Origin of the sequence: Ideonella flava (assembly GCF_051857595.1) — a bacterium.
Lineage (GTDB): Bacteria > Pseudomonadota > Gammaproteobacteria > Burkholderiales > Burkholderiaceae_C > Ideonella.
Window position 1 is genome coordinate 190,016 of sequence record NZ_JBPZHD010000001.1, and the last position, 23,790, is coordinate 213,805.

Sequence of the window (23,790 nt, forward strand, 5' to 3'; positions counted from 1 at the left end):
CCAGGCATGTGCTCAACCTGGGAGGGTGGGTCGGGAGCCAATGCATGCTTCGTCACCGAGCCAGAAGACCTGATTGCTGAGTTCTCGGTGTTGCCAAATGACTCGCCGGTCGTCGAGCGTGAGGCACGCATCGTTGAGTGGCTCGAACGAGATGATGAAATTGCAGAAGACCAGGCAGGTCTGTTCTTTTCCTCCACGGAGTTCTTCGAACTCCCCGAGTCCGAAGCCGCCAAGCCGACCTGGAGCACCCGACTTGGGAGCGTTCCTCGTTGGATCCAGAGCCCGGACGAAGCCCCAACTGAGGGCTGGGCCTTTTTTGGTCAACTGGACAGTACGTATAGCTTCCTCAGCGCTCCGAAGAGCTCGACTCCTGGAGTTGTCGAAGACGCAGAGAAATTCGAAGGTCGATCACACTATTGCGAAGGGCCCAATCTCGGTGATGGTGGCATCGCTTACCTCTTTCTTCGCAAGACCAAGGAAACGCCAGAGGGTTGGTTCTTCTGGCAGTGCGGCTAACCCCTCAGTCAAGGGGACGTCTTGCGCCAGGGCGCAAGCCGCCCCTTACCTCGAACGTTAGGGCTCCACGTCAATGACCACCCCTTCCAGCGCCATCGCTCTTTCCGCGCTTGTCGTTGCATGCGTTGTGCCGGGCGCCGTCTCTGCCATTGCCCTCCTCAATCCTCTGCTCGGTTTATGGGTCGCGGGCCTCAGTCTGCTTCACAGCTTCGTTCTCGGCACCCCTTTCTTCTTGGTCCTTCGCAGATTCGGGTGGGTCAATCTCTACACCTCGCTGGCCTCTGGCCTCGTCATTGGGGGGTTGCCGGCTGCCCTCGTCTTTCCTGACATTCCCGGCCAGGTCTTCCCTTTTGCTGGCTTCGGCCTTGCCTCGGGCGCCCTTTTTTGGGGGTGCGTTTGGTGGCAAAGTCGCCGTGTCCCGCCGTTGGTCCCGTCCGAATGAGGCCTGTCCGTCATTGGCTCTCCGCGTCGGACCAAAGCCCTATCCCCTCCGTGAAGGGGACGTCCCACAAGCGGGCCGCCCCTTACGTCGAACGTTAGGGCACACGAAGGCAGGAATGCTGCATGTCCGAGGGCGTTGTCTTCTGTTCTCCCAGCAGCCAGTCGGTGCTTCGTCAGGGTGGCAGCGTCAGCCCGCGTTCTTGTCGGCCTCGCGCTCCTGTGTCGGTCTGGCTGCTGGCAATGAGGCGAGCGCTGTGAGTTGGGCCGAATACAAATCCGGCTGTAGGGTTGGTGCTGCGTGGCAGCCGGCGGGTGCTTGTTGTCAATTGCCGCAGTCAAGTTGCTGGGGGCTGTTCCGCTCAGGCTTGGCGGTCTGTGTTGCGTTGGTCAGCGCAGTCTGGGCCCATGTCGGGCCTACCCTCAGGCAGAGTTGCAGTTTGGTTTGCAGCAAGCTCATCCGTGGGGTGCTGGTGGTCAATACCGTGTGCCCTAACCCCTCCGTCAAGGGGACGTCCCGCAAGCGGGCCGCCCCTTACGTCGAACGTTAGGCGCCACACGAGATGCCCTGGCTCAAAGTCGCGAAGCTTCTTTGGGCACTGCCATGTTCTGCTGTTGGCCTCCTACTTGCCGCCATTCCGTTGGGTCTCGGCGGCAGTGCCAAATGGAGGGCCGGAGCCCTTGAAGTCACCTATCGACCCAGCCAGTCCAACTGCGGCCCGCTTGCCCGCCGGCTGCCATTCAGAGCCATCGTCTTTGGGCATGTCATCATTGCGGTTACGCGGCAAGAGCTCGTGGTTCTTGGGCCTCATGGACGGGTCCATGTCGAGCAGTACGAGCGCTGGGGACCGATTTTCTTACTCGCTTATCCAGCAGCCAGTGTTTGGCAGTTGTTCAACGGCCGCAGTCCCTATTGGCACAACTACTTCGAAGTTCAGGCTCGTCAGCGAAGCAATGAAGTTCATATCTCACGCCGTGGCGCCTAACCCCTCCGTCAAGGGGACGTCCACAAGCGGGCTTCGCCCACTTGCGGCCGCCCCTTACGTCGAACGTTAGGCAATCCCGGGTTGAATGCTGAGCTCATGCCTTGTCCGCCAAGTTCAGCCGCAAAATGCACGAGTCTCGTTGCCTGGTTCCAAAGTGAAAGGCGTGCCCGCTTCAGCATCGGCGTGGGCTGTCCCGTCCTTCGGTGGCCAGCGCGCGGACCGTAGTGGTTCCAGCCGTCTTCGTGCCAACGTGGGCACAGGGTTGAGGCCCCAGCGGTCTGCCGGGCGTGCTCTTGGCTTGGCCTTAGGAAGCCAGCTTGAGGCAAGTTCCCGCGTGGCGGTACTTTGTGAGGGTCACTGCCCTGTCAAGGCCGTCGCGTCTGGCCAGCCGATGGGAGAAAATCGCATCTCCGGGTGGCATAACTTGAAATACCGAATACCTGAAGTCTCCACACGCCAGCGTCGTGCCTCTTGCCTTTCAAGTCAGGCGCCCTCGCCGGTCGTGCTCTTGCGTTCCGGTCATCTCGCTGCTCAAGCGGGTTCGCCTAACCCCTCCGTCAAGGGGACGTCCCGCAAGCGGGCCGCCCCTTACGTCGAACGTTAGGGAGCACTGTGCAGCGCTATCGAATCACCTTTTTTTCAGTTGTCCTGGTTCTTGCACACTTTGGGTCGGCCGCCGCTACTCCAGAAGTGAACGCTCTCTGGAACGACAAGCACGGGTTTGGCCTTTGGCTCTACGACGCGCCACGCGATTGCACCGGCAAGAACCCTTACTCGGGGCCGTTCATCAACGTAGGGCCAGGCGGCAAACATGAGCCGTTTCGCGGCAAGTCCCTTCACAATGCCAACATCGCCCTCTGCGCTTCGTTTGACTCGAATTCGAAGCCTTCCAGAATCTGCACTGTTCAAAAGCTTGAGCTCCAGTTCGATGAAACGTCGAGTCAGTTCTTTGGGGACTATGAGTTCACATTCAGCGACGGCAAGAAGGCGAAAGGTCAGTATCGAGCTGCATACTGCTCAGGGGAGTAAGCGTCCCGCTCGCGTGCTCCCTAACCCCTCCGTCAAGGGGACGTCCCGCAAGCGGGCCGCCCCTTACGTCGAACGTTAGGGCACACGAAGGCAGGAATGCAGCATGTCCGAGGGCGTTGTCTTCTGTTCTCCCGGCAGCCAGTCGGTGCTTCGTCAAGGTGGCAGCGTCAGCCCGCGTTCTTGTCGACCTTGCGCTCCTGTGTCGGTCTGGCTGCTGGCAATGAGGCGAGCGCTGTGAGCTGGGCCGAATACAAATCCGGATGTAGGGTTGGCGCTGCGTGGCAGCCGGCGGGTGCTTGTTGTCAATTGCCGCAGTCAAGTTGCTGGGGGCTGTTCCGCTCAGGCTTGGCGGTCTGTGTTGCGTTGGTCAGCGCAGTCTGGGCCCATGTCGGGCCTACCCTCAGGCAGAGTTGCAGTTTGGTTTGCAGCAAGCTCATCCGTGGGGTGCTGGTGGTCAATACCGTGTGCCCTAACCCCTCCGTCAAGGGGACGTCCACAAGCGGGCTTCGCCCACTTGTGGCCGCCCCTTACGTCGAGCGTTAGGTGTCACTAGGAACCCAGTCCATGTTCGGTCTGTTCACGACCCAACCGCCTCCCGAGCAACCGGCAGAGCGGTTTCCGCCTGTTCCGCCTTGGCGGCCAGTCATCGCACAACCGCTAGATCGCATCGTCGAGCGCATTAGGCACTACTCCAACGGAACCAAGGACTTTGCTGTCTTCAACCACGGAACCGTTGCCATACTGCCTGATGGCCTGTCGGACAACCAGGCACGCCAGCATGCTATGCAAGCGCTACACGGCGTGTTCCACGCTCATCCCGACATGAATCCACGTCCGATGAAAGATGGCAACATTCTCATTCAATACAGTAACGATGTGGCCTCGGTTGTTCTCAGCGATCTGGTCGATGCCAATTGGATTGAGATTCAAGCGAAGCATCAAGATGCGTTGGCAACGCATGAAGTGTTGATTACGCCTCTGGGTCCGAACAAGTTCGATGACCACGGCAAGAAGGCACTCTTTGGCCGTTGCTACATGTTCATGGATGCCCAAGATCCAACGGTGTCGCGCATTGAACGCAGTGCCACCTAACCCCTCCGTCAAGGGGACGTCCACAAGCGGGCTTCGCCCACTTGCGGCCGCCCCTTACGTCGAACGTTAGGCCTGATATGAGGTCGCACATGCCAAACAACCGCCGAGTTGCCACGGGACTCGCAGCACTACTGCTGAACTTCGTCATCCCGACTTCGTTTGCCGCCGACGAAAAACTATGCCCGCTGTCGTCCCCGACAGCACTGCTATCCAAGGAAGCTCGAGGCGTGATTCGTCACACGTTTCAACTCAGCTCTCCGCGTGAAGCGACCGAGTTCGCGTTCCTTCAGGGGGGTGAGTCTCTCGTCATCAGTCATCGCGGATGCGAGTATCGAGTCCTGACCATCCTGATCAACACAGAGTCCGAATCGTCGGCAGCAAGTGACACAAGGGTCGGCTATCGCCACGCAGCCCGTCAGTTGCTCAAAGTCGCCGAGCTCACCCCTACCAACGCAGCCTTCTTCCGCACCGCCGCAAAGGCACTTTCATCCACAGCCGAAGGCCGCGCCCTTCCCAAATACGATCGACCTCTCTCACTCTCGGAGGTCGAGGGCATGACAGCTACTGTTACTCTGGTTGAGTCTGGCCGCAAAGGAGCTGAGTACCATTCGCTCATCGAGCTCTCACGGGGCCCGTTTTGAGTTCTTCCGCGCTCAGGCCTAACCCCTCCGTCAAGGGGACGTCCCGCAAGCGGGCCGCCCCTTACGTCGAACGTTAGGCCTATAGGCCGGCGAGTCAGCAATGCAATCCACCACTGCATCTCGATCTGTTCAGCTTGTCGCTCTAACGGCAACGTGGGGGTTCCTAAACGCAGCCCAGGCGCTTGACTGCGCCAAGCAAACGGCCGAAATCGTTCAATCGTCAAAGTCGCCTTCTGACGCTCTTGGACGACTGGAGTCGCTGCGCGGTCAGTGCTCCAAGGACGAGCGCTTCGCTGTCTCGTTCGCCTTGCGCCTTAACCAGGCGCAACGGATTCAGGAGTCGGAATTGACAATCGCCGCCGCCCTCCCAAGCGCCGGCGCGCTCCGGGACAATCTTGTTGGAGTACGAGTTCTCAACCTGATGTCATCGGGAGAGTCAGCGAAAGCATATGCGCTTGCTAAGGAGTCCTCGGCTGCCTCGCCCCGCTTCGCGATGTTCTACAACCTCATGGGCGAGATCGACGCGAATTCGAGCCGTTGGGAGCCTGCCTACAGCAATCTGTCCACTTCGGCCGCTCTAAATCCGGACGCGCGAACGCTCCTCGCCCTTGCGTCGGTCGCTTATCAACTGAAGAAGTACGAAGAGACAGTTGAGCGCGTGACACAAGCCCTACAACTGGAACCTGGACGCATCGCCTCGGCCTCCGGCCTCACCGAGGGAATTTACGCGTTGGTAATGCTGAACAAGCGCGGTCAAGCCCTGGCTTTGCTTAGGCGGCACGTTTCCGCCAATCCCGAGTGGGAACAGTATGAGCCGATGCGACGTGTCGCGAATGAACTTGGCGTTCACTCTTAAGCATGAGGCCCAGTTTGTTCGAGCCTTTCTGCGATCGGCCTAACCCCTCCGTCAAGGGAACGTCTTGCGCCAAGACGCAAGACGCCCCTTACGTCGAACGTTAGGCCACAGGTGAAGGCCCCGCCCGCCCCCCAGGTTGCTGTAGACGCAGGCGAATGCGTCCGCGGAAGGTCCGCGGAAGGTCAGCGGCGGCTCAGCTACCTGGCACCGCCTCGCTACTATGAGGACCGTGTCTTTGCCTGCCGCTCTCGCCAATGTGAGTCCGTCTTTACGGCTGCTCAGCAAAAGCATGAGTTCGAGGTCAACAAGGCCCATCCGTTAAGGCAGCATGTCTTGTGCCCTGCATGTCTTTCCCGAAAACACGAGTTGCTGGACAGCAACACCCGGTATGTTGAGTTGTGGACTCGAGAGAAGTCACATTTATCTCGTGATGTTCCCTACCTGCTCGAATGGCTCGAAGTCCTGCGGGAGCTTCCGGTCTTTGGCGTCCGCCGTGACTCGGCCCGTATCCGCATGCTGGAAAAGGCGGCATCCGATGCGGCCTAACCCCTCCGTGAAGGGGACGTCCCGCAGGCGGGCCGCCCCTTACGTCGAACGTTAGGCAATCCCGAGTTGAATGCTGAGCTCATGCCTTGTCTGCCAAGTTCAGCCGCGCAATGCACCAGTCTCGTTGCCTGGTTCCAGAGTGAAAGGCGTGCCCGCTTCAGCGTCGGCGTGGGCTGTCCGTCCTTCGGCGGCCAGCGCACAGTCGGAGGCGGTTTCGGCCGTCTTCGTGCCAACGTGGGCACGGGGTTGCAGCCCCAGCGGCCTGCCGAGAGCGCTCGTGGCTTGGCCTTAAGAAGCCAGCTTGAGGCAAGTTCCCGCGTGGCGGTACTTTGTGAGGGTCACTGCCCTGTCAAGGTCGTCGCGTCTGGCCAGCCGATGGAAGAAGATCGCATCTCCGAGTGGCCTACCTTGAAATACCGAATGCCTGAAGTCTCCACACGCCAGCGTCGTCCCTCTTGGCTTTCAAGTCAGGCGCCCTCGGCGGTCGTGCTCATGCGTTCCGGTCATCCCGCTGTTCAATCGGGTCCGCCTAACATCTCCGTCAAGGGGACGTCCCGCAAGCGGGCCGCCCCTTACGTCGGACGTTAGGCAATCCCGGGTTGAAGGCTGAGCTCATGCCTTCTCTGCCAAGTTCAGCCGCGAAATGCACCAGTCTCGTTGCATTGTTCCTAAGTGAAAGGCGTGCTCACTTCAGCGTCGGCTTGGGCTGTCCGTCCTTCGGCGGCCAGCGCGCGGACCGTGATGGCTCCACCCGTCTTCGCGCCAACGTGGTCACAGGGTTGAAGTCTCAGCGACCTGCCGAGAGTGCTGGTGGCTTGGCCTTAGAAAGCCAGCTTGAGGCAAGTTCCCGCGTAGTGGTACTTTGTGAGGGTCACTGCCAGGTCAAGGTCATCGCGTCTGGCCAGCCGGTGGGAGAAAATTGCATCTCTGGGTTGCCTAACTCGAAATACAGAATGCCTGAAGTCTCCACAGGCCAGCGTCGTGCCTCTTGGCTTTCAAGTCAGGCGCCCTCGCCGGTCGTGCTCAGGCGTTCCGGTCATTTCGCTGTTCAGTCGGGTCAGCCTAACATCTCCGTCAAGGGGACGTCCCGCAAGCGGGCCGCCCCTTACGTCGAACGTTAGCCGTCTTGTAGTTCTCCGCCACACTACCTTGGAGCGAATATGGCAACGGTCCGGTACCTCGTCAAAGACGTAGACGCATCTCTCCCGTTCTATGAGGCGCTCGGCTTCAAGGTCACGGAACGATGGGGGCCACCATTTGTCATGCTTGCCCGAGCTGACCTGAACCTGTGGCTGAGTGGCCCTGGCACATCGGCCTCAAAGCCTCTGCAGAGCGGTGCTATTCCAGAGCCAGGCGGCTGGAACCGCATCGTCATCGAAGTGAAGAGTATCGAGGAAGCAATGCGTGCATTGCACTCCACAGGTGCCAGGTTCCGAAGCGATCCCATTCAAGGCCCAGGCGGTAAACAGGTTCTGACCGAAGACCCTTCGGGTAATCCAATTGAGCTCTTTGAAGCGGCGCATGAATAATCAACGCCAAAGTAGTTGGGTGGCGCCTATCTGGGAGACGGCTAACCCCTCCGTCAAGGGGACGTCCCGCAAGCGGGCCGCCCCTTACGTCGAACGTTAGGCGTCATGAAGACTGTCGTTTTGCCACCATCTCGAGTAGGCGCCGCCCTGCTTCTCGCGAATGCAGCTCTCGCTGGGGCCTTCCTCCTTGTGGCGTCGCGTTCCTGGATTGAGCCCGAGTTAGCCAACGTTCCGGGAGCGAGCGGTGGGTCAGGAGTCGTGTGGTTTCTCACCGCCATTCCGATTCTTGCCCTTGCTGCAGTCCTCAATGCTTGGGCGCTCATTTGGTCATGCACGCTCCGGGTGAGGCGCGGCACCTGGCCAGTCGCTTGGTTCTCCTGGTGCGCGGTGTTGATCTGGGCCGCGGCACTACTGTTCGACAATGCGCATCATGGTCTTTAGTCCATCGGTCAAGGTGAGCGCAGAGTCGCCAGCCACTCCCATTTCGGTCAAGGGGTTCGGGTCGAGCGTTGCCCAACCGACGCCTAACCCCTCCGTCAAGGGGACGTCCCGCAAGCGGGCCGCCCCTTACGTCGAACGTTAGGCCTCAATCCATGGCAACTCGAGCAGCACTACTTCTCTCCTGCGCGCTAGCGTCGTCCACCATGGCACAGGCACCCTCGCATAAGGTGGCCCGTAAAGAAACAGTTCGCCTTCGCCAGGCATACCAGCAATGGCAGCTTGAGCACCCTCGAAAGCTCGACTCATGGTCGGTACCAGATAGCATTCTTTCGGCGGAGGCAAAGGCAGCCGGCCTCTGCGAAGCCACCGTCGATTCCCAAACAGTGCTGTTCGTCACTGGCTCAGGCACGGAGCAGATCGAGGGGCTGGTTCTTGGTAGCCCATCTACCGCGTGGGTTCAGGGCTTCCGGAGTTCTGGTTTTGTCTTCGAATCCGCTGGTGCCGAGGGCGTCATGCGCTTTTCTCACCCGAGGCCTAACCCCTCCGTCAAGGGGACGTCCACAAGCGGGCTTCGCCCACTTGTGGCCGCCCCTTACGTCGAACGTTAGGCCACTTTAAAAAGAAGGCGCTTGAACGCCCAGGGTTCTGCCGCTCAGCCATGTCGCTAAAACCAAATCCCCGTGCTCGTCGAGGCGTCGCAAGCAGTTGTGTGGCCGAAGGTGGGCGTCGCCCTGGGCCTTCAGGGTCGGGCAATACAGCGCGTTTGTCGATGCGTCGCCGTACGTTCAAGCCAAAGGTGGTGGCAGGGCCTGCCGGCCCCCTCTCTTGTTCTTCGTTGCGTCTTGTCGAGTGCTTTATCGGAGCGGCCCGCCAGGCGCCTGTGATCGGCTGCCCGGTTGAGCTCTGCGCGGTCACCGGCCATAGTTCCGGGTCGGTCAGGCGGTTGCTGCAGGGTAGTCTGGCTCCAGGGCGGCAAGCTGCCGGTCACCGCCCTTCTCCAACCGTGTGGCCTAACCCCTCCGTCAAGGGGACGTCCCGCAAGCGGGCCGCCCCTTACGTCGAACGTTAGGCCTTTCGCACACGGAGAACCCCATGTCGCAGCGTCTGAGCTTAGGCCGGCGGGTCAAGAGCCAAGCCGCGCCCGGGCAACGTCAGTTGCAGCAATCCAGTCAAGCTCAGCCTCGTGCTTCTTGGCGGCCAAGGGCTTCAAGTCTTCTGGTTTTGGATGCTTGCAAGTCAAACTTCAGGGTGGTGGCTGGGCCTGCCGGCCCCGTCTCTTGTTCTTCGTTGCCACAGGGCAACCTGCGTCATCGGGTTGCGCCAAGTGGTGGGCTGTTGCAGCCAGCTCTCGCACGCGCCGTCTTCTGCCTGAGGGGTTGTTTATGTCGTGGCGGGCAGTGTCGCCTGCAGCAATCTGGGTCTGAGTTGGCAGTTACCCGGCACTTTCACCGCTGTGCTGCTTGTCTGCACCGCAGGCCTAACCCCTCCGTGAAGGGGACGTCCCGCAAGCGGGCCGCCCCTTACGTCGAACGTTAGACGCCTCTTTCCGTATGAAGCAAGTTGAGCACTCCGACGGAACGTCGTGTCCAGAAGGAACAACCGTCCTTCCACAAGGTTTCAGTCCTTGCTGTGAGCCGTTTGCTCAACACACTTCCGCCTGCTACTTCGACATCCGTTACGAGTGGTGGCCAAAGCAAAGGTCTTGGTTCATCATCATTGCGCCGTCAGCGGGTGGCGGTGGCATCGCCATTTCCTTTTGCCCGCACTGCGGCGCCAAGCTCTCTGGCTCCAAACGCAAAGCGCAGCCCAAACAGTAAGCCACATGAACAACCTGCATAGCACTGCACTCAAGCTCGCACTAGCAGCAGCTGTCTGCGCTTTTGTTGGCCTTGTTTTGTCGAGCTTGCTCATTCGGTCCCCTGCCCTTTGGCCTCTGGTGCCAGATTGGCTGGTCAGCGGTACGCTGTTCGGGTTCAAGCCTTCTACGCAAGAAGAGGCCGCAAACTACGAATTCACTGCGCTCTGGGCGCTTATCACTATGGGCTTTCTTTCCGCTTCGTTGCTTTACGGCTGGTCAAGAAAGTACTACCACCAGGCGTCTAACCCTTCCATCGAGAGGACGTCGCCCGGCAAGCCGGGCGACGCCTCTCATGTCAAACGTTAGGCGTATGAAGCACCTACTGTCCTCCGTCCTAGGTGTCTCGTGCTGCCTGGCAATTGCAGTACCTACAGAGAGCAGTTCACTCTCGACAACGATTCAATCTTCCCTGGTCACGATCTGGCGGCAAGACACCTCCGCCTCTAGCTCTTCGCCTGTGCAGTCTCCCGGTGATGAACGTCTGCAGAAGTTCCAACTTGCGTCAACGCAGGCAGTAGCATGCTTCCGTACGCGTGCCGTCGATTACGACGAGGCGGATGTTCAACTGTTCGAGCATCTGATAACTCAATACCAAAGCATCTTCGCCACGCGGGATCCGGACTGGGAGAACTCAGTCACCATGGCCATCGACGGCAAGTTCGGTCAGGGTGCTTCTAGGGGGCGAAGCGAATGCCAGAAAGGTGCAGTCAATGACGCAAACTGTGCAGCTGCCAAGTCATTCCAGGCCGTCGGGGTGTATCTGTATGCTGAACTCTTACCTGCACCATGAAGGCAATCAATGCACAAGCGCCTTGGTAGGGCCGACGGTAGCGCTTCAGCGGCCCATACGCCTAACCCCTCCGTCAAGGGGACGTCCCGCAAGCGGGCCGCCCCTTACGTCGAACGTTAGGCCTCGCCGAGAGAGGAACAGCCAAGGTTGGCGTTTGGCATCACGGTCCGCTTGGACCGCAAGTAATCCCGGCGATCGTTGTTGTCAGCGCCTCAGCTTGATGCTGCCCATCTCTGCAATGACAGCGGTGTCCGCGCCCATCGCCACCGTGCTTGTGAGTGCAAATTGCATGGTTAGCGCCAGGCTGCCTTCGGTCAGCGGTCGGGCGCCAGATTCGCAGGGCGGGTTGCCAGGGTATCCTTTGCGTTCCGTGTCCAGGTTGGCTTGCTTCGCCAGCCGGTGGGTCCTGTAGGTCCTCTTTGGTCCGGCCGATGAGTCGTCAAATGCACAGGCCTTCCATCACTTCACCGTCGTGTAGGTTGGGGGTGCTTTTGCTGCCTTGTGGTTTGGCTTTCCAGGGCGCCGTCTCTTCATGGGGCCATCCGCGGCCTAACCCCTCCGTCAAGGGGACGTCCACAAGCGGGCTTCGCCCACTTGCGGCCGCCCCTTACGTCGAACGTTAGGCCATAAACCATTCCTGCACTTGCACCAAATGAAACCGATAGTCAACATCGACGAGCTTGAGTTTGGATCTCACCAACACGGTGAGTCGTTTCAGGCCTCTGGGGCCCAAGTGTCCGGTCTCATAGGCGGCTCAAAGCTGGGCTACGGCGTCACGGTGGTGCCCCCAGGCAAGCGGGCCTGGCCCTTCCACAACCATCACGCGAACGAAGAGATGTTCTTCATACTGTCTGGCTCGGGCGCAGTACGGATCGGATCCGAACAGTACGAGATCCGAGCAGGAGATTTCATCGCGGCTCCAGCGGGAGGAAGGTCGACCGCGCATCAGATCATCAACACCTCCGAAGCCGAGCTGCGCTACATCAGCGTAAGCACAATGATTCGTCCGGAGATCGTTGAGTATCCTGACTCCAACAAGTTCTCGGCCTCGGCAATCCAGCCCGGTTCATCCTCCGGCTTTCGCCATCTCGGTGTGGTCGCGCCTGCAGTCGACTATTGGCAAGGTGAGAACTAGTCTCGCACTCTCGGCCGACCTGTGGCCTAACCCCTCCGTCAAGGGGACGTCCCGCAAGCGGGCCGCCCCTTACGTCGAACGTTAGGCGCCTCAATGCGCATCCTTGTTAGTCTCAGTCTCGCTTTGCTCCTCGGGTTGCTCGTCGCTCGCGTTCCGAGCATCGGCGAAGCAGAGGCTTCGTTTTCCTGGCCGGGCTTCGCGTCGGGCGTCACCATTGTGTTGTTGGCCCTTGGCATCGCAAGAGTCTTCGCTCCCGCCGCAGTGGCTGCCGGTCAAAGTATCAGTCCCTTGCAGCAGTGGCTCCTGCGGTCTGCACTCTGGTCGCTTCTCGTCGCTCTTGTGAGCTTTGCGCTCTTGCTGTACACGCCATGGCAGTGGCCGCGCCAATTGGCCATGCTTGTTATACCGGTTGGGGCTCTCTCAGTCTTCGTCGCCGTTGGTGTGGGATGGATCGGTGGCAAGAGTGGCGGCGCCTAACCCCTCCGTCAAGGGGACGTCTTGCGGCAAGCCGCAATCCGCCCCTTACGTCGAACGTTAGACCTCAACACTGAACTCGGGCCAGGCAAGGCACCAATGACGCACCAGTCTCTCGAAGCGCCAGCAAGCCCGGCCAGGCGCTACGTGTATGTGTGGGAGTTCAGGGTCTCGCCAGAGCGAGAGCAAGAGTTCGTCGCAGCCTATGGTCCATCCGGGGCCTGGTCGCAGCTATTCCGCAAGGCTGCGGGCTACGTCGAAACACTTCTCCTTCAAGATCAATCCATTCCTGGCCGCTTCCTCACCATCGATCGGTGGAGTAGTGAGAGTGCCCATGAGGCGTTCCTGGGTCAGTTCGGCGCAGAATACAAAGCCCTCGATCTCGCCTATGAAGCGCTTACGCAGCATGAATCAAATCTGGGCTCCTACTGGGAGTTCATCCACCCAGAGGTCTAACCCCTCCGTCAAGGGGACTGGCCTGCGGCCAGCCCCTTACGTCGAACGTTAGGGCGCAAGAGTGAACATCGTTGAGTTCTCCACAGCAAATTACCTTGTCCGGGTCTCGCTCGGCAGCCCGCCAAGCACCCTCGATACCTACCGCCAGAAGGCGGTTCTCTGCGACTCTCACGCCCTCAGCGATCTGGAGGCCCAGTACTTGTTCGTCGCTGTTGCACCCAACGAGGCCTCTTGGCCAACACTGGTCGTTGAGCAGCGATATGAGTCACATCAAGTCTTTCATCCAGGCGTCCTGGTCGTTCCTGAAGAAGATACCTTGTTCATTGGCGCAGGCACTCGACTTCTTGCCTACTCGTTGGTCGGCACCCCTCGCCGGCTCTGGGAAGACCAAACTGACGTCGGCTTCTTCTGTTGGCGGTTGCATGAAGGTATCGTTCTCATGTCGGCCGAATTGGAGCTTGCGGCTTGGTCTAACAAAGGTGAGAAGCTCTGGTCCTCCTTTGTCGAACCACCCTGGCACTACACCGTCGAGGGCGATCGAGTCACTCTCGATGTCATGGGCACCGTTACCTCATTTCGACTTTCTGCAGGTCCCAAGCGTGCGCCCTAACCCCTCCGTCAAGGGGACGTCCCGCAAGCGGGCCGCCCCTTACGTCGAACGTTAGGCAATCCCGGGTTGAAGGCTGAGCTCATGCCTTTTCTGCCAAGTTCAGCCGCGAAATGCACCAGTCTCGTTGCCAGGTTCCAGAGTGAAAGGCGTGCCAGCTTCAGCGTCGGCGTGGGCTGTCCGTCCTTCGGCGGCCAGCGCGCGGACCGTGGTGGCTCCACCCGTCTTCGCGCCAACGTGGTCACAGGGTAGAAGCCTCAGCGACCTGCCGAGAGTGCTGGTGGCTTGGCCTTAGAAAGCCAGCTTGAGGCAAGTTCACGCGAGTGGTAGTTTGTGAGGGTCACTGCCTGTCAAGGCCGTCGCGTCTGACCAGCCGATGGGAGAAAATCGCATCTCCGGGTGGCCTAACTTGAAATACCAAATACCTGAAGTCTCCACACGCCAGCGTCGTGCCTCTTGGCTTTCAAGTCAGGCGCCCTCGCCGGTCGTGCTCTCGCGTTCCGGTCATCTCGCTGCTCAAGCGGGTTCGCCTAACCCCTCCGTCAAGGGGACGCCCCGCAAGCGGGCCGCCCCTTACGTCGAACGTTAGCCACCACACTTACCGCTCATGGCAATCTGGCAGTTCGATCTCGCGTTCTATCCACGTGGCGGTCCAGAGCCCTGGCGAGTCGACGATGGACACGAGGTGCCACCTCTTCAAGAAGGCCAAGCAGCTAAAGTGCAAGCTTGGCTTCTTCGGCATTTTGGGGAGCCTTCTCTCCTTCTCGAGGGCTGGCTTATCTTCGGGATGGATCAAGGCAACAGGATAGATCTCGTCTTCAACGAAGACCGAACCGCCAACCTGTCAGCCCGAATCGATGCGCGCAGCAACTACGAAAGCTTTGTCAGCGCCTTGTGCGAATTGGGCCGGTTCTGCAACTGCGTCCTGTTCTCAGCAGAGTTCTGGGCAACGATTGAGCCTGCCACTACAGAAGTCCATTCAGCTCTTCATCACTCAAGAGCTATCGCCTTCGTCAACAATCCCCATGCCGTACTGCGCGCGAGCAACCCCGGCGGCTAACCCCTCCGTCAAGGGGACGTCCACAAGCGGGCTTCGCCCACTTGCGGCCGCCCCTTACGTCGAACGTTAGGCATCAAAAGTATGTCGCTGTCGAAACTCTTCGCCGAAGTTCTGTCCAATGCGATTGCAGAGGCCAAGCAACGTCAGGTTCCCGTCTTCACGTTCGCCCTCTATCACGATCACGAGTCAATGGCGGTATCGGTTTGCGTGGATACCGAAGAGAATTCGAGCAGAGTCGTTCGATCAATCAATAACTACAACATGAAGCATTTCATCAGTGCCGCTCGGGCCGGCGACCTGAAGTCCGCAAGACTTTGGCAGGCAAACATTGGTCGCAGTTTGTCCCTCGGAGATTTCAGTCTGGTCAATCTCGCCCGCACGTCGTTGGGGGCCACGCGAGTCAACGAACAGTTCTACGTCGAAATGGTTCAATCCGTTGTTGCCGCTCAGAGCCAGGTGGCTGCCCTTTCGCCAGAACCTCAGCGTCTGGTGTTGGCCTGTTCAGGAGCCGATAGCGAGGTGGCCTATGTCTGGTCACTGCCCGCAGATGCCTAACCCCTCCGTCAAGGGGACGTCCCGCAAGCGGGCCGCCCCTTACGTCGAACGTTAGGCGTCAGGAAGTCAATGCAAGTCCGCGCTAGCTCGGCTTGGTTTGCGTCGCTGGTCGCCGTGCTCGTCGCGATCGGAACTCAAGCGTTGCTTGAGGCCATTGTTCCCGCGAGCTTCGCCGAATGGCAGGCAATTGCTGGGTCCACCGCCAGTTCCGGCACCGTCTACCGCGCTGGCAGTTCCTCGCTATGGCTCACTGACGCCATCATTCGACTTCTTAGTTTCATTCTTGGTGGTTTCGTAGCCGGGCGGCTGGCAGGTGCTTTGTCCTGGCGCCTCATCTCCATGCTGCTCACCGCCGCCGTCTTGGCCATAGTCGTTCAGCAGTTTCCCGGCCGGCCTGCCATGTCGTTGCTGGTGCTGTGGTCGCTGGCTGGTCCGGTGGGTGTAGGCTTTGGTGCTTGGGTGGCCAATGCAAAGCGTGCTGCCGCCTAACCCATCGGTCAAGGGAACGTCCCGCAAGCGGGCCGCCCCTTACGTCGAACGTTAGCCGTCTTGTAGTTCTCCCCCACACTACCTTGGAGCGAGTATGGCAACGGTCAAAGACGTAGACGCGTCTCTCCCATTCTATGAGGCGCTCGGCTTCAAGGTCACGGAACGACGGGGGCCACCATTTGTCATGCTTGCCCGAGCTGACCTGAACCTGTGGCTGAGTGGCCCTGGCACATCAGCCTCAAAACCACTGCAGAGCGGTGTTATTCCAGAGCCAGGCGGCTGGAACCGCATCGTCATCGAAGTAAAGAGTATCGAGGAAGCAATGCGTGCATTGCACTCCACAGGTGCCACGTTCCGAAGCGATCCCATTCAAGGTCCAGGTGGTCAACAGGTTCTGACGGAAGACCCTTCGGGTAATCCAATCGAACTCTTTGAAGCTGCACATGAATAATCAACGCCAAAGTTGGGTGCCGCCTATCTGGGAGACGGCTAACCCCTCCGTCAAGGGGACGTCCCGCAAGCGGGACGCCCCTTACGTCGAACGTTATGCGTCATAGTCTCCAAGTTCGGAGCGGTCGAGCGGCGGATGCCGGCCGTCTCGCAGTCTTGGCCACTCAAGTCTGGTTGCACACGTATGCAACCGATGGCATCAGTGACTTAACTGCTCAGTACGTTCTTTCGGATCTCACCCCGGAAAAGTACCTGCAATCGCTGAGCGATCCATCAACCCACTTCTTTGTGGCGGAGCGCGACGAGAACCTCATTGGCTTTGCTGCGGTCAAGTTCGGCGTCGAGTGCCCGGCGGGAGCGAGCTCGTCTGCCGAGTTAAAAACGCTCTATGTTCAGGAGCACCACATCGGTCACGGTGTTGGGAGGTTGCTCCTTCAAGCAGCAGAGGCTAAGGCACGCGAGCAGTCAATGTCCGCGTTGTGGCTAACGGTTAATATCAAGAACGATAACGCCATTGCCTTCTATGCTCGGCAGGGCTACACCAAGGTCGGCACCGCGTACTTTGTCCTGGGAGAGGGGCGCCATGAAAACCACGTGCTCATCGGCAGTGACGCATAACCCCTCCGTGAAGGGGACGTCCCGCAAGCGGGCCGCCCCTTACGTCGAACGTTAGCCGTCCTGTAGTTCTCCGCCACACTACCTTGGAGCGAATATGGCAACGGTCCGGTACCTCGTCAAAGACGTAGACGCATCTCTCCCGTTCTATGAAGCGCTCGGCTTCAAGGTCACGGAACGATGGGGCCCACCATTTGTCATGCTTACCCGAGCTGACCTGAACCTGTGGCTGAGTGGCCCTGGCACATCGGCCTCAAAGCCACTGCAGAGCGGTGCTATTCCAGAGCCAGGGGGCTGGAACCGCATCGTCATCGAAGTGAAGAGTATCGAGGATGCAATGCGTGCATTGCACTCCACAGGTGCCAGGTTCCGAAGCGATCCCATTCAAGGCCCAGGCGGTAAACAGGTTCTGACCGAAGACCCTTCGGGTAATCCAATCGAGCTCTTTGAAGCGGCGCATGAATAATCAACGCCAAAGTAGTTGGGTGGCGCCTATCTGGGAGACGGCTAACCCCTCCGTCAAGGGGACGTCCCGCAAGCGGGCCGCCCCTTACGTCGAACGTTAGGCCACTTCGAAATGAACGCGCTTGAACGCCCAGGGTTCTGCCGCTCAGCCATTTCGCTAAATCCAAATCCCCGTGCTCGTCGAGACGTCGCAGGCAGTTGTGTGGCCGAAGGTGAGCGTCGCCCTGGGCTTTCAGGGTCGGGCAATACAGCGCGTTTGTCGATGCGTCGCCGTACGTTCACGCCAAAGGTGGTAGCAGGGCCTGCCGGCCCCCTCTCTTGTTCTTCGTTGCGTCTTGTCGAGTGCTTCATCGGCGCGTCCAGCCAGACGCCTGTGATTGGTTGTCCGGTTGGGCTCTGCGCGGTCCCCGGCCAAAATTCCGGGTTGGTCAGGCGGTTGCTGCAGGGAAATCTGGCTCCAGGGCGGCAAGCTGCCGGTCACCGCCCTTCTCCAACCGTGTGGCCTAACCCCTCCGTCAAGGGGACGTCCCGCAAGCGGGCCGCCCCTTACGTCGAACGTTAGGGCGCAACAAGTGAAGTCCTACGCCACCATCGCGCGCCGGGTAGTACGCATCCTCGGTCACCCCAACAGCGGCTGGTCGCCGGCTGACCTTGATGATGACAATGCACTAGAGCTTGAGTTCCAGTTCGAGATCACTGACGATGGGAACAAGAACTTCTTGCTTGTCTACCGGTCCCTAGATGGGCGCTATGCCGCGGACTCGTGGCATGAAACCTTGGAAACCTGCGCAGAAGAGTCTTTTGGCATCACCCAGTCTGAGTGGGTGATGCAAAATGCCCCTCTTTAGCCCAGTGTTCGAGCAGCATTTGGAGAACACTCGGTTGCATAGCTCTTTGCTGCTTCTTCAAGCTGCGCATTTCACCGTGTTCCCGCAAGCTCGCTTGCGCCCTAACCCCTCCGTCAAGGGGACGTCCCGCAAGCGGGCCGCCCCTTACGTCGAACGTTAGCCGTCTTGTAGTTCTCCGCCACACTACCTTGGAGCGAATATGGCAACGGTCCGGTACCTCGTCAAAGACGTAGACGCATCTCTCCCGTTCTATGAAGCGCTCGGCTTCAAGGTCACGGAACGATGGGGCCCACCATTTGTCATGCTTACCCGAGCTGACCTGAACCTGTGGCTGAGTGGCCCTGGCACATCGGCCTCAAAGCCACTGCAGAGCGGTGCTATTCCAGAGCCAGGGGGCTGGAACCGCATCGTCATCGAAGTGAAGAGTATCGAGGATGCAATGCGTGCATTGCACTCCACAGGTGCCAGGTTCCGAAGCGATCCTATTCAAGGCCCAGGCGGTAAACAGGTTCTGACCGAAGACCCTTCGGGTAATCCAATCGAGCTCTTTGAAGCGGCGCATGAATAATCAACGCCAAAGTAGTTGGGTGGCGCCTATCTGGGGGACGGCTAACCCCTCCGTCAAGGGGACGTCCCGCAAGCGGGCTGCCCCTTACGTCGAACGTTAGAAGGCTACTCCTTGGCAACCGGGTTCACCATCCGTCTAGCTGTTCTCGAAGACTCCTCAGCAGTCTTCGAAGCTCACAGAGATTCAGTGCTCAATCTCTGCGGGTCGTCGTACACGCCAGCCCAACTCGACACCTGGTTCGAAGAACGAACACACGAAATTCACTATCCGTCTATCAAGGCCGGTCAGCTCTTCCTCGCCGAGAAGGGTTCCCGTGTTCTCGGCTTCTTTGGCTTCTGCCCTGGTGAGGTCACCCTCCTCTTTGTCCGGCCAGAGGCCGCTGGGTCCGGCCTTGGCAGCCAATTGTTCGCCCTGGCAGTCCTGCATGCTCAGGTGGGGCATGAAGGGCCGGTTGTTGTTGTTGCCACTGTCAACTCGCGGCCGTTCTACGAGAAGCATGGGTTCGTCGTGGTCGAAGAATCCTATTTCGTTCGCGGCGCCACCGAAACGAGGTTCAAGGTCTTCAGAATGCAGCGCGCTTTCCACGCCCAGCCTTCTAACCCCTCAGTCAAGGGGACGTCCCGCAAGCGGGCCGCCCCTTACGTCGAACGTTAGGTGTCGGGAGTGCATGTAGCTTCTGTCTCCGTCGTTCTTGCCCTGGCGGTTGCCCCGTGCGGAGCAACTGACAATCCTCGGCCTGTCGGGCCGAACTGCGCTCTGTCAGCGCCTCCAGCGGAGGCGGGTGAGGAGTTCAATCACGGCGCAATCCTTCGCGTGTTCCCCCGCGCTCGGGACATCAGTTCGAAGTACAGCGGGTGCCAGGCCGTCTTTGCGGAGCAGAACGGTCAGTGGGTGGTGATGTCTATGACCGAAGTGATCGAATGCGATCCTGTAAGGGTCTGGTCTGAGGAGAACTCCAACGATGAATCTTTGTCTTGCCGTTACGCCCGTGGCAAAGTCGTGCGGGGCAATCCCGACACTTGCCCCATGCCGAAGTTCATCTTACTCAAGTCCCTCGCGCCCGGTTGTGCGCAACGCATACGAGAGGCCGCCACGACGCACGGTATTGGTCTCCCCATGCCTGACGGCTGCAAGTATGAGTAGGCCGACACCTAACCCCTCCGTCAAGGGGACGTCCCGCAGGCGGGCCGCCCCTTACGTCGAACGTTAGGCGTCACAATGATCAATCCTGAACTCTTGCGTAGTTGGGCATGCACCAAAGGCTACCTTCGAGATGCCCGATCTAACGTCTCCAAGTATTTGGAGGCAGAGTACTCGAATGATTTCGTCCAGTTCGATGAGTTCATCGAGCACAACGAGCTTGGGCTAGCATTCGATACGCTTTGCTCGGTTGCCAAAGAAAGCCGCCAGGAGTCAGTGCATGTCTTTGAACTGCTCGCGCTCTCCGCGGCAAGCATGGGTCGATTGGAGGACCAGCGAGAGCTCGATTGCTTGATCTCCGAGCTCACAGAAGCAACGCATGAAACACATCTTCCTCGACTCGACGCCTAACCCCTCCGTCAAGGGGACGTCCCGCAAGCGGGCCGCCCCTTACGTCGAACGTTAGGGCGCGCAGGATCTCACTCAGCGGCCACAATTCTTCTATGACTACTCGGGACGAACCGCCTCCAGGCCGTAGAAGCCGAACCCTTGCCCTCATCAGTTTGATGGCTGCACCGTGGCTAATCGCTATCGGTAGCCACGCCGCCTTGGAAACGTGGGCCCCGGGAGTGGTACCGACGTCTTCCTGGGAATGGTTTGCTTCCGTCTGCTTCTTAGCAGCCACCGCCGGGTCTGTTTGGCTTGTCTTTCGTAGCACGTTGCCTAGGTCATCCAAGCTCGGGATCTCCGTGGTCCTGACGCTTGGCGGCCTCTATCTCTCAGCAGCATTCCACGTGCATTGGAACTGCGGGGAATCCTCACCCTTTGTTGGTCGAGTACACAACGAGGTCGTGGCATCCTGTGAATAGCTCATCACGCCAGCGCCCTAACCCCTCCGTCAAGGGGACGCCCACAAGCGGGCTTCGCCCACTTGCGGTCGGCCCTTACGTCGAACGTTAGGCGCCACACGAGATGCCCTGGCTCAAAGTCGCGAAGCTTCTTTGGGCACTGCCATGTTCTGCTGTTGGCCTCCTACTTGCCGCCATTCCGTTGGGTCTCGGCGGCAGTGCCAAATGGAGGGCCGGAGCCCTTGAAGTCACCTATCGACCCAGCCAGTCCAACTGCGGCCCGCTTGCCCGCCGGCTGCCATTCAGAGCCATCGTCTTTGGGCATGTCATCATTGCGGTTACGCGGCAAGAGCTCGTGGTTCTTGGGCCTCATGAACGAGTCCATGTCGAGCAGTACGAGCGCTGGGGACCGATTTTCTTACTCGCTTATCCAGCAGCAGGGTTTGGCAGTTGTTCAACGGCCGCAGTCCCTATTGGCACAACCACTTCGAAGTTCAGGCTCGTCAACGAAGCAATGAAGTTCATATCTCACGCCGTGGCGCCTAACCCCTCCGTCAAGGGGACGTCCACAAGCGGGCTTCGCCCACTTGCGGCCGCCACTTACGTCGAACGTTAGGGCGCCCGCGCCATGTTTGGACCGTCCCTGTACTGGGTCCCAGGCATCGAACCACGCCGCCTAGCTCTCATGCCTCGACCGCGCGGTGGTGAGGAGCTAAGTGACGAAATCGCCAGTTGGCGCAGAGCTGGGATCACTCTGGTCGTGTCATTGCTCGAGCGATCTGAAGTTCTGGAGCTTGAACTTAAGGCCGAACCGACTCTGTGTGCCGGTGCGGGTATTCAGTTCTTCTCGTTCCCCATCCCAGACCGCGGCATCCCCGCATCTGTTCGCGAGTTCTCTCGCTTCCTTAGCGAAGTTCACGCTGAAATACTGAAGGGCGCCCATGTCGCCATTCACTGTCGTGCAGGTATCGGTCGCACCGGGCTGGTCTCTGGCTGCCTACTTCACATGCTTGGTGTCCCGTACAAAGACATCTTCCAAGTCCTGAGTCGGTCTCGAGGACTGGCCGTTCCCGACACGTCTACTCAAGAGGAGTGGGTAGAGAGGTTCACACATTCATCGCACCCAGCGCCCTAACCCCTCCGTCAAGGGGACGTCCCGCAAGCGGGCCGCCCCTTACGTCGAACGTTAGGCGGCAAGCAGCATGGCGGCATTTGCAGACATTCAGAGCGCAGTCGAGGATGCCTACGCCACGGAGCGAACCAACGGCTTTCTCTGCCTCGCCGCAATGAGAACATCGACTACCTTCTACGCAGCACAACAGATTGCTGCGGGCGGGAGAGCCATTGATCTTGATGCTTGCCCGCCGTGGCTCCTCGCCGAGCTGTATGGGTGGATCAGCATCTATTTGAAGGAAGGTAGCCTAAGGTGGCTCGTTCCACACACAGGCGGCGAAGTCGATCACTCAGAGATCGCCATGCACTTGGTCAAGACCCTGCCTCCCAAAGAGCAGTATGGTTTGTCCCTCGATCTCCATGTAGGCGAAGTTCAATACCCTTCAGGGCGGTACAAGAGCTACTTCACGTACTACTCATCCGCCGAGACCGATGTCATTCGGCATGGCCTTCACAGAGAGTATTCTGAGACCGGAGCGCTTACGGAAACCGAGTACAGGCATGGGGTCGCCATCGGCAGCAGACAGTTCGATGAAAAGGGAAGTGAAGTTTGAAGCCACTGCTACTCGCGAGCGAGCTCGCCTAACCCCTCCGTCAAGGGGACGTCCACAAGCGGGCTTCGCCCACTTGCGGCCGCCCCTTACGTCGAACGTTAGCCCGCAATTTCCCAAGTGTGAGCATCATCAAAGTCAATGATGCGGTAACGCGTTCAGCGGACTACTACTAGGGCTGCTGCACAAGGAGGCTCAAGGATGAAAGGACAGACGCTGCTTCATCTCATGGCCGGAGCGGTCTTGTTGCTTCTTGCGGGTTTGCTTGGCCACGACGTCTATCAAGGCTACCTTTCCAATCAACCAGCGAAAGCCCTTGAACTGTGGGGGAAGGTGCTTGTCGCAATATTGGCAGCCATCGGTGGGCTCTATGTACTAACCTCTAGCCAAGAGCACCAGAGGGAGATCGTTGCGCTTCAGCATTCCATACAGCGAGATCAGTCGGCTGATGCAGCAGGCATTGCCGTCAACCTCGAACTACTGAAGGGATCGATCACCCAACTCAATAACTCGATATCGTCCGAACAAGCCCTCAGATCGACCGTCGCTGCGGAGATCGCAAAACGGTACATCGCTGAAGAGTTCGAGCCAAGAATAAAGCAGTTTGAAGCGGTCGCAGCGGCCAAGAAGAAGTACGTTGAGCTTGCGTACGAGGACGACTTCCGTAGGCGCGAGCGGCGGGATCAAGCGCTCATGGGACTGTCACGCGCTGTCCTCCGAACTACGCGAGCTTTCCGGACACTCTCGAAGTTCCGCCTTGGCGACGGAACGCCCTCCGAGGCATTAGTGAACATCCTCGCTCAAGCACTTGCTGCAAGAGAGGCATTTCTGTCGGCTAGAGAGGAACTTGTTGTGCTGCATGCCGTGGCCCCTGAGCACGAGCGATTGCTTCGGGCCTACTCAACGGAACTCATTGACATGATCATCGACGTCCGCCGCCCATCCGCAAGAGACTCTGTGACATCGTCTGACTACGAGAGGATCATGACCGGACACGAGGCGAACTTAGATCACCTTGACGAGAAGCTCGGCGAGCTTCTGGCTGTATTTTTAGCGCCACATCAGCGAGAGCCCACGCTGCTCGATGGCAAGGGACGATCCGAAGTTGCGGCCTAACCCCTCCGTCAAGGGGACTGGCCTGCGGCCAGCCCCTTACGTCGAACGTTAGGCATCAGGAAGTCAATGCAAGTCCGCGCTAGCTCGGCTTGGTTTGCGTCGCTGGTCGCCGTGCTCGTCGCGATCGGAACTCAAGCTTTGCTTGAGGCCATTGTTCCCGCGAGCTTCGCCGAATGGCAGGCAATTGCTGGGTCCACCGCCAGTTCCGGCACCGTCTACCGCGCTGGCAGTTCCTCGCTATGGCTCACTGACGCCATCATTCGACTTCTTAGTTTCATTCTTGGTGGTTTCGTAGCCGGGCGGCTGGCAGGTGCTTTGTCCTGGCGCCTCATCTCCATGCTGCTCACCGCCGCCGTCTTGGCCATAGTCGTTCAGCAGTTTCCCGGCCGGCCTGCCATGTCGTTGCTGGTGCTGTGGTCGCTGGCTGGTCCGGTGGGTGTAGGCTTTGGTGCTTGGGTGGCCAATGCAAAGCGTGCTGCCGCCTAACCCATCGGTCAAGGGGACGTCCCGCAAGCGGG

At 59.3% G+C, this 23,790-nt stretch carries 25 protein-coding genes; all 25 read left to right on the forward strand.

The window, feature by feature from the left end; genetic code table 11:
- Positions 1–6: 6 nt before the first annotated feature.
- The 25 genes from ACS5PM_RS00865 to ACS5PM_RS00985 all read left to right on the forward strand — a co-directional run bounded on the left by ACS5PM_RS00865 (position 7) and on the right by ACS5PM_RS00985 (position 23,758).
- Positions 7–516: a hypothetical protein gene (locus tag ACS5PM_RS00865; RefSeq protein ID WP_439384439.1), complete on the forward strand. Its 510-nt coding sequence runs from the start codon at positions 7–9 to the stop codon at positions 514–516.
- Positions 517–2,552: 2,036 nt separating this feature from the next.
- Positions 2,553–2,969, forward strand: a complete 417-nt coding sequence (locus ACS5PM_RS00870) for a hypothetical protein (RefSeq protein WP_439384441.1) — start codon at positions 2,553–2,555, stop codon at positions 2,967–2,969.
- 564 nt (positions 2,970–3,533) lie between these two features.
- Positions 3,534–4,061 (forward strand): hypothetical protein, encoded by a 528-nt coding sequence (locus ACS5PM_RS00875; protein WP_439384443.1) that lies wholly within the window; start codon positions 3,534–3,536, stop codon positions 4,059–4,061.
- Between the two features lie 89 nt (positions 4,062–4,150).
- Positions 4,151–4,702, forward strand: a complete 552-nt coding sequence (locus ACS5PM_RS00880; RefSeq protein WP_439384445.1) for a hypothetical protein — start codon at positions 4,151–4,153, stop codon at positions 4,700–4,702.
- A gap of 100 nt (positions 4,703–4,802) precedes the next feature.
- Entirely contained in the window at positions 4,803–5,558 is a 756-nt protein-coding gene (locus ACS5PM_RS00885) for a tetratricopeptide repeat protein (protein WP_439384447.1), read from the forward strand.
- A 1,706-nt stretch (positions 5,559–7,264) separates the two neighbouring features.
- Positions 7,265–7,633 (forward strand): VOC family protein, encoded by a 369-nt coding sequence (locus ACS5PM_RS00890; RefSeq protein ID WP_439384449.1) that lies wholly within the window; start codon positions 7,265–7,267, stop codon positions 7,631–7,633.
- 2,263 nt (positions 7,634–9,896) lie between these two features.
- Positions 9,897–10,238, forward strand: coding sequence for a hypothetical protein (locus ACS5PM_RS00895; protein ID WP_439384451.1), 342 nt, complete (start codon positions 9,897–9,899; stop codon positions 10,236–10,238).
- A 4-nt stretch (positions 10,239–10,242) separates the two neighbouring features.
- Complete coding sequence (locus ACS5PM_RS00900) at positions 10,243–10,722, forward strand: hypothetical protein (protein WP_439384453.1); 480 nt, start codon at positions 10,243–10,245, stop codon at positions 10,720–10,722.
- A 652-nt stretch (positions 10,723–11,374) separates the two neighbouring features.
- The gene (locus ACS5PM_RS00905; RefSeq protein ID WP_439384455.1) at positions 11,375–11,857 is read left to right on the forward strand and encodes a cupin domain-containing protein; all 483 of its coding nucleotides are present in this window, start codon (positions 11,375–11,377) and stop codon (positions 11,855–11,857) included.
- Between the two features lie 573 nt (positions 11,858–12,430).
- Positions 12,431–12,787, forward strand: a complete 357-nt coding sequence (locus ACS5PM_RS00910; RefSeq protein ID WP_439384457.1) for an antibiotic biosynthesis monooxygenase family protein — start codon at positions 12,431–12,433, stop codon at positions 12,785–12,787.
- A gap of 61 nt (positions 12,788–12,848) precedes the next feature.
- Entirely contained in the window at positions 12,849–13,397 is a 549-nt protein-coding gene (locus ACS5PM_RS00915; RefSeq protein ID WP_439384459.1) for a hypothetical protein, read from the forward strand.
- Positions 13,398–14,001: 604 nt separating this feature from the next.
- Positions 14,002–14,454 (forward strand): hypothetical protein, encoded by a 453-nt coding sequence (locus tag ACS5PM_RS00920; RefSeq protein ID WP_439384461.1) that lies wholly within the window; start codon positions 14,002–14,004, stop codon positions 14,452–14,454.
- 81 nt (positions 14,455–14,535) lie between these two features.
- Complete coding sequence (locus ACS5PM_RS00925; protein WP_439384463.1) at positions 14,536–15,009, forward strand: hypothetical protein; 474 nt, start codon at positions 14,536–14,538, stop codon at positions 15,007–15,009.
- Between the two features lie 69 nt (positions 15,010–15,078).
- Positions 15,079–15,498: a hypothetical protein gene (locus tag ACS5PM_RS00930; protein WP_439384465.1), complete on the forward strand. Its 420-nt coding sequence runs from the start codon at positions 15,079–15,081 to the stop codon at positions 15,496–15,498.
- 94 nt (positions 15,499–15,592) lie between these two features.
- On the forward strand, positions 15,593–15,949 hold the full coding sequence (locus ACS5PM_RS00935) for a VOC family protein (RefSeq protein ID WP_439384467.1): 357 nt from the start codon (positions 15,593–15,595) through the stop codon (positions 15,947–15,949).
- Positions 15,950–16,122: 173 nt separating this feature from the next.
- Positions 16,123–16,566 carry a GNAT family N-acetyltransferase gene (locus ACS5PM_RS00940; protein ID WP_439384469.1) on the forward strand — a complete coding sequence of 148 codons (444 nt, stop codon included), beginning with the start codon at positions 16,123–16,125 and terminating at the stop codon, positions 16,564–16,566.
- Between the two features lie 94 nt (positions 16,567–16,660).
- Entirely contained in the window at positions 16,661–17,029 is a 369-nt protein-coding gene (locus ACS5PM_RS00945) for a VOC family protein (protein WP_439384471.1), read from the forward strand.
- 571 nt (positions 17,030–17,600) lie between these two features.
- Positions 17,601–17,876, forward strand: a complete 276-nt coding sequence (locus tag ACS5PM_RS00950; protein ID WP_439384473.1) for a hypothetical protein — start codon at positions 17,601–17,603, stop codon at positions 17,874–17,876.
- A gap of 199 nt (positions 17,877–18,075) precedes the next feature.
- On the forward strand, positions 18,076–18,444 hold the full coding sequence (locus tag ACS5PM_RS00955; protein WP_439384471.1) for a VOC family protein: 369 nt from the start codon (positions 18,076–18,078) through the stop codon (positions 18,442–18,444).
- Between the two features lie 186 nt (positions 18,445–18,630).
- Positions 18,631–19,098, forward strand: a complete 468-nt coding sequence (locus tag ACS5PM_RS00960; protein ID WP_439385586.1) for a GNAT family N-acetyltransferase — start codon at positions 18,631–18,633, stop codon at positions 19,096–19,098.
- Positions 19,099–19,662: 564 nt separating this feature from the next.
- Complete coding sequence (locus ACS5PM_RS00965) at positions 19,663–19,995, forward strand: hypothetical protein (protein WP_439384475.1); 333 nt, start codon at positions 19,663–19,665, stop codon at positions 19,993–19,995.
- 1,065 nt (positions 19,996–21,060) lie between these two features.
- A complete protein-coding gene (locus ACS5PM_RS00970; RefSeq protein ID WP_439384477.1) occupies positions 21,061–21,567 on the forward strand; it encodes a protein-tyrosine phosphatase family protein in 507 nt (168 codons plus the stop codon).
- A gap of 67 nt (positions 21,568–21,634) precedes the next feature.
- Entirely contained in the window at positions 21,635–22,159 is a 525-nt protein-coding gene (locus ACS5PM_RS00975) for a toxin-antitoxin system YwqK family antitoxin (protein ID WP_439384479.1), read from the forward strand.
- Between the two features lie 198 nt (positions 22,160–22,357).
- On the forward strand, positions 22,358–23,272 hold the full coding sequence (locus ACS5PM_RS00980; protein WP_439384481.1) for a hypothetical protein: 915 nt from the start codon (positions 22,358–22,360) through the stop codon (positions 23,270–23,272).
- A gap of 66 nt (positions 23,273–23,338) precedes the next feature.
- Positions 23,339–23,758: a hypothetical protein gene (locus ACS5PM_RS00985; protein ID WP_439384465.1), complete on the forward strand. Its 420-nt coding sequence runs from the start codon at positions 23,339–23,341 to the stop codon at positions 23,756–23,758.
- Positions 23,759–23,790 lie beyond the last annotated feature (32 nt).

What these genes read in the sequence shown, in the direction of transcription:
- ACS5PM_RS00865 (WP_439384439.1), top strand. Translation starts at nt 7, where the DNA reads ATGTGCTCAACCTGGGAGGGTGGGTCGGGAGCCAATGCATGCTTCGTC.
- ACS5PM_RS00875 (WP_439384443.1), top strand. Translation starts at nt 3,534, where the DNA reads ATGTTCGGTCTGTTCACGACCCAACCGCCTCCCGAGCAACCGGCAGAG.
- ACS5PM_RS00880 (WP_439384445.1), top strand. Translation starts at nt 4,151, where the DNA reads ATGCCAAACAACCGCCGAGTTGCCACGGGACTCGCAGCACTACTGCTG.
- ACS5PM_RS00885 (WP_439384447.1), top strand. Translation starts at nt 4,803, where the DNA reads ATGCAATCCACCACTGCATCTCGATCTGTTCAGCTTGTCGCTCTAACG.
- ACS5PM_RS00890 (WP_439384449.1), top strand. Translation starts at nt 7,265, where the DNA reads ATGGCAACGGTCCGGTACCTCGTCAAAGACGTAGACGCATCTCTCCCG.
- ACS5PM_RS00895 (WP_439384451.1), top strand. Translation starts at nt 9,897, where the DNA reads ATGAACAACCTGCATAGCACTGCACTCAAGCTCGCACTAGCAGCAGCT.
- ACS5PM_RS00900 (WP_439384453.1), top strand. Translation starts at nt 10,243, where the DNA reads ATGAAGCACCTACTGTCCTCCGTCCTAGGTGTCTCGTGCTGCCTGGCA.
- ACS5PM_RS00905 (WP_439384455.1), top strand. Translation starts at nt 11,375, where the DNA reads ATGAAACCGATAGTCAACATCGACGAGCTTGAGTTTGGATCTCACCAA.
- ACS5PM_RS00910 (WP_439384457.1), top strand. Translation starts at nt 12,431, where the DNA reads ATGACGCACCAGTCTCTCGAAGCGCCAGCAAGCCCGGCCAGGCGCTAC.
- ACS5PM_RS00920 (WP_439384461.1), top strand. Translation starts at nt 14,002, where the DNA reads ATGGCAATCTGGCAGTTCGATCTCGCGTTCTATCCACGTGGCGGTCCA.
- ACS5PM_RS00925 (WP_439384463.1), top strand. Translation starts at nt 14,536, where the DNA reads ATGTCGCTGTCGAAACTCTTCGCCGAAGTTCTGTCCAATGCGATTGCA.
- ACS5PM_RS00930 (WP_439384465.1), top strand. Translation starts at nt 15,079, where the DNA reads ATGCAAGTCCGCGCTAGCTCGGCTTGGTTTGCGTCGCTGGTCGCCGTG.
- ACS5PM_RS00935 (WP_439384467.1), top strand. Translation starts at nt 15,593, where the DNA reads ATGGCAACGGTCAAAGACGTAGACGCGTCTCTCCCATTCTATGAGGCG.
- ACS5PM_RS00945 (WP_439384471.1), top strand. Translation starts at nt 16,661, where the DNA reads ATGGCAACGGTCCGGTACCTCGTCAAAGACGTAGACGCATCTCTCCCG.
- ACS5PM_RS00955 (WP_439384471.1), top strand. Translation starts at nt 18,076, where the DNA reads ATGGCAACGGTCCGGTACCTCGTCAAAGACGTAGACGCATCTCTCCCG.
- ACS5PM_RS00965 (WP_439384475.1), top strand. Translation starts at nt 19,663, where the DNA reads ATGATCAATCCTGAACTCTTGCGTAGTTGGGCATGCACCAAAGGCTAC.
- ACS5PM_RS00970 (WP_439384477.1), top strand. Translation starts at nt 21,061, where the DNA reads ATGTTTGGACCGTCCCTGTACTGGGTCCCAGGCATCGAACCACGCCGC.
- ACS5PM_RS00975 (WP_439384479.1), top strand. Translation starts at nt 21,635, where the DNA reads ATGGCGGCATTTGCAGACATTCAGAGCGCAGTCGAGGATGCCTACGCC.
- ACS5PM_RS00980 (WP_439384481.1), top strand. Translation starts at nt 22,358, where the DNA reads ATGAAAGGACAGACGCTGCTTCATCTCATGGCCGGAGCGGTCTTGTTG.
- ACS5PM_RS00985 (WP_439384465.1), top strand. Translation starts at nt 23,339, where the DNA reads ATGCAAGTCCGCGCTAGCTCGGCTTGGTTTGCGTCGCTGGTCGCCGTG.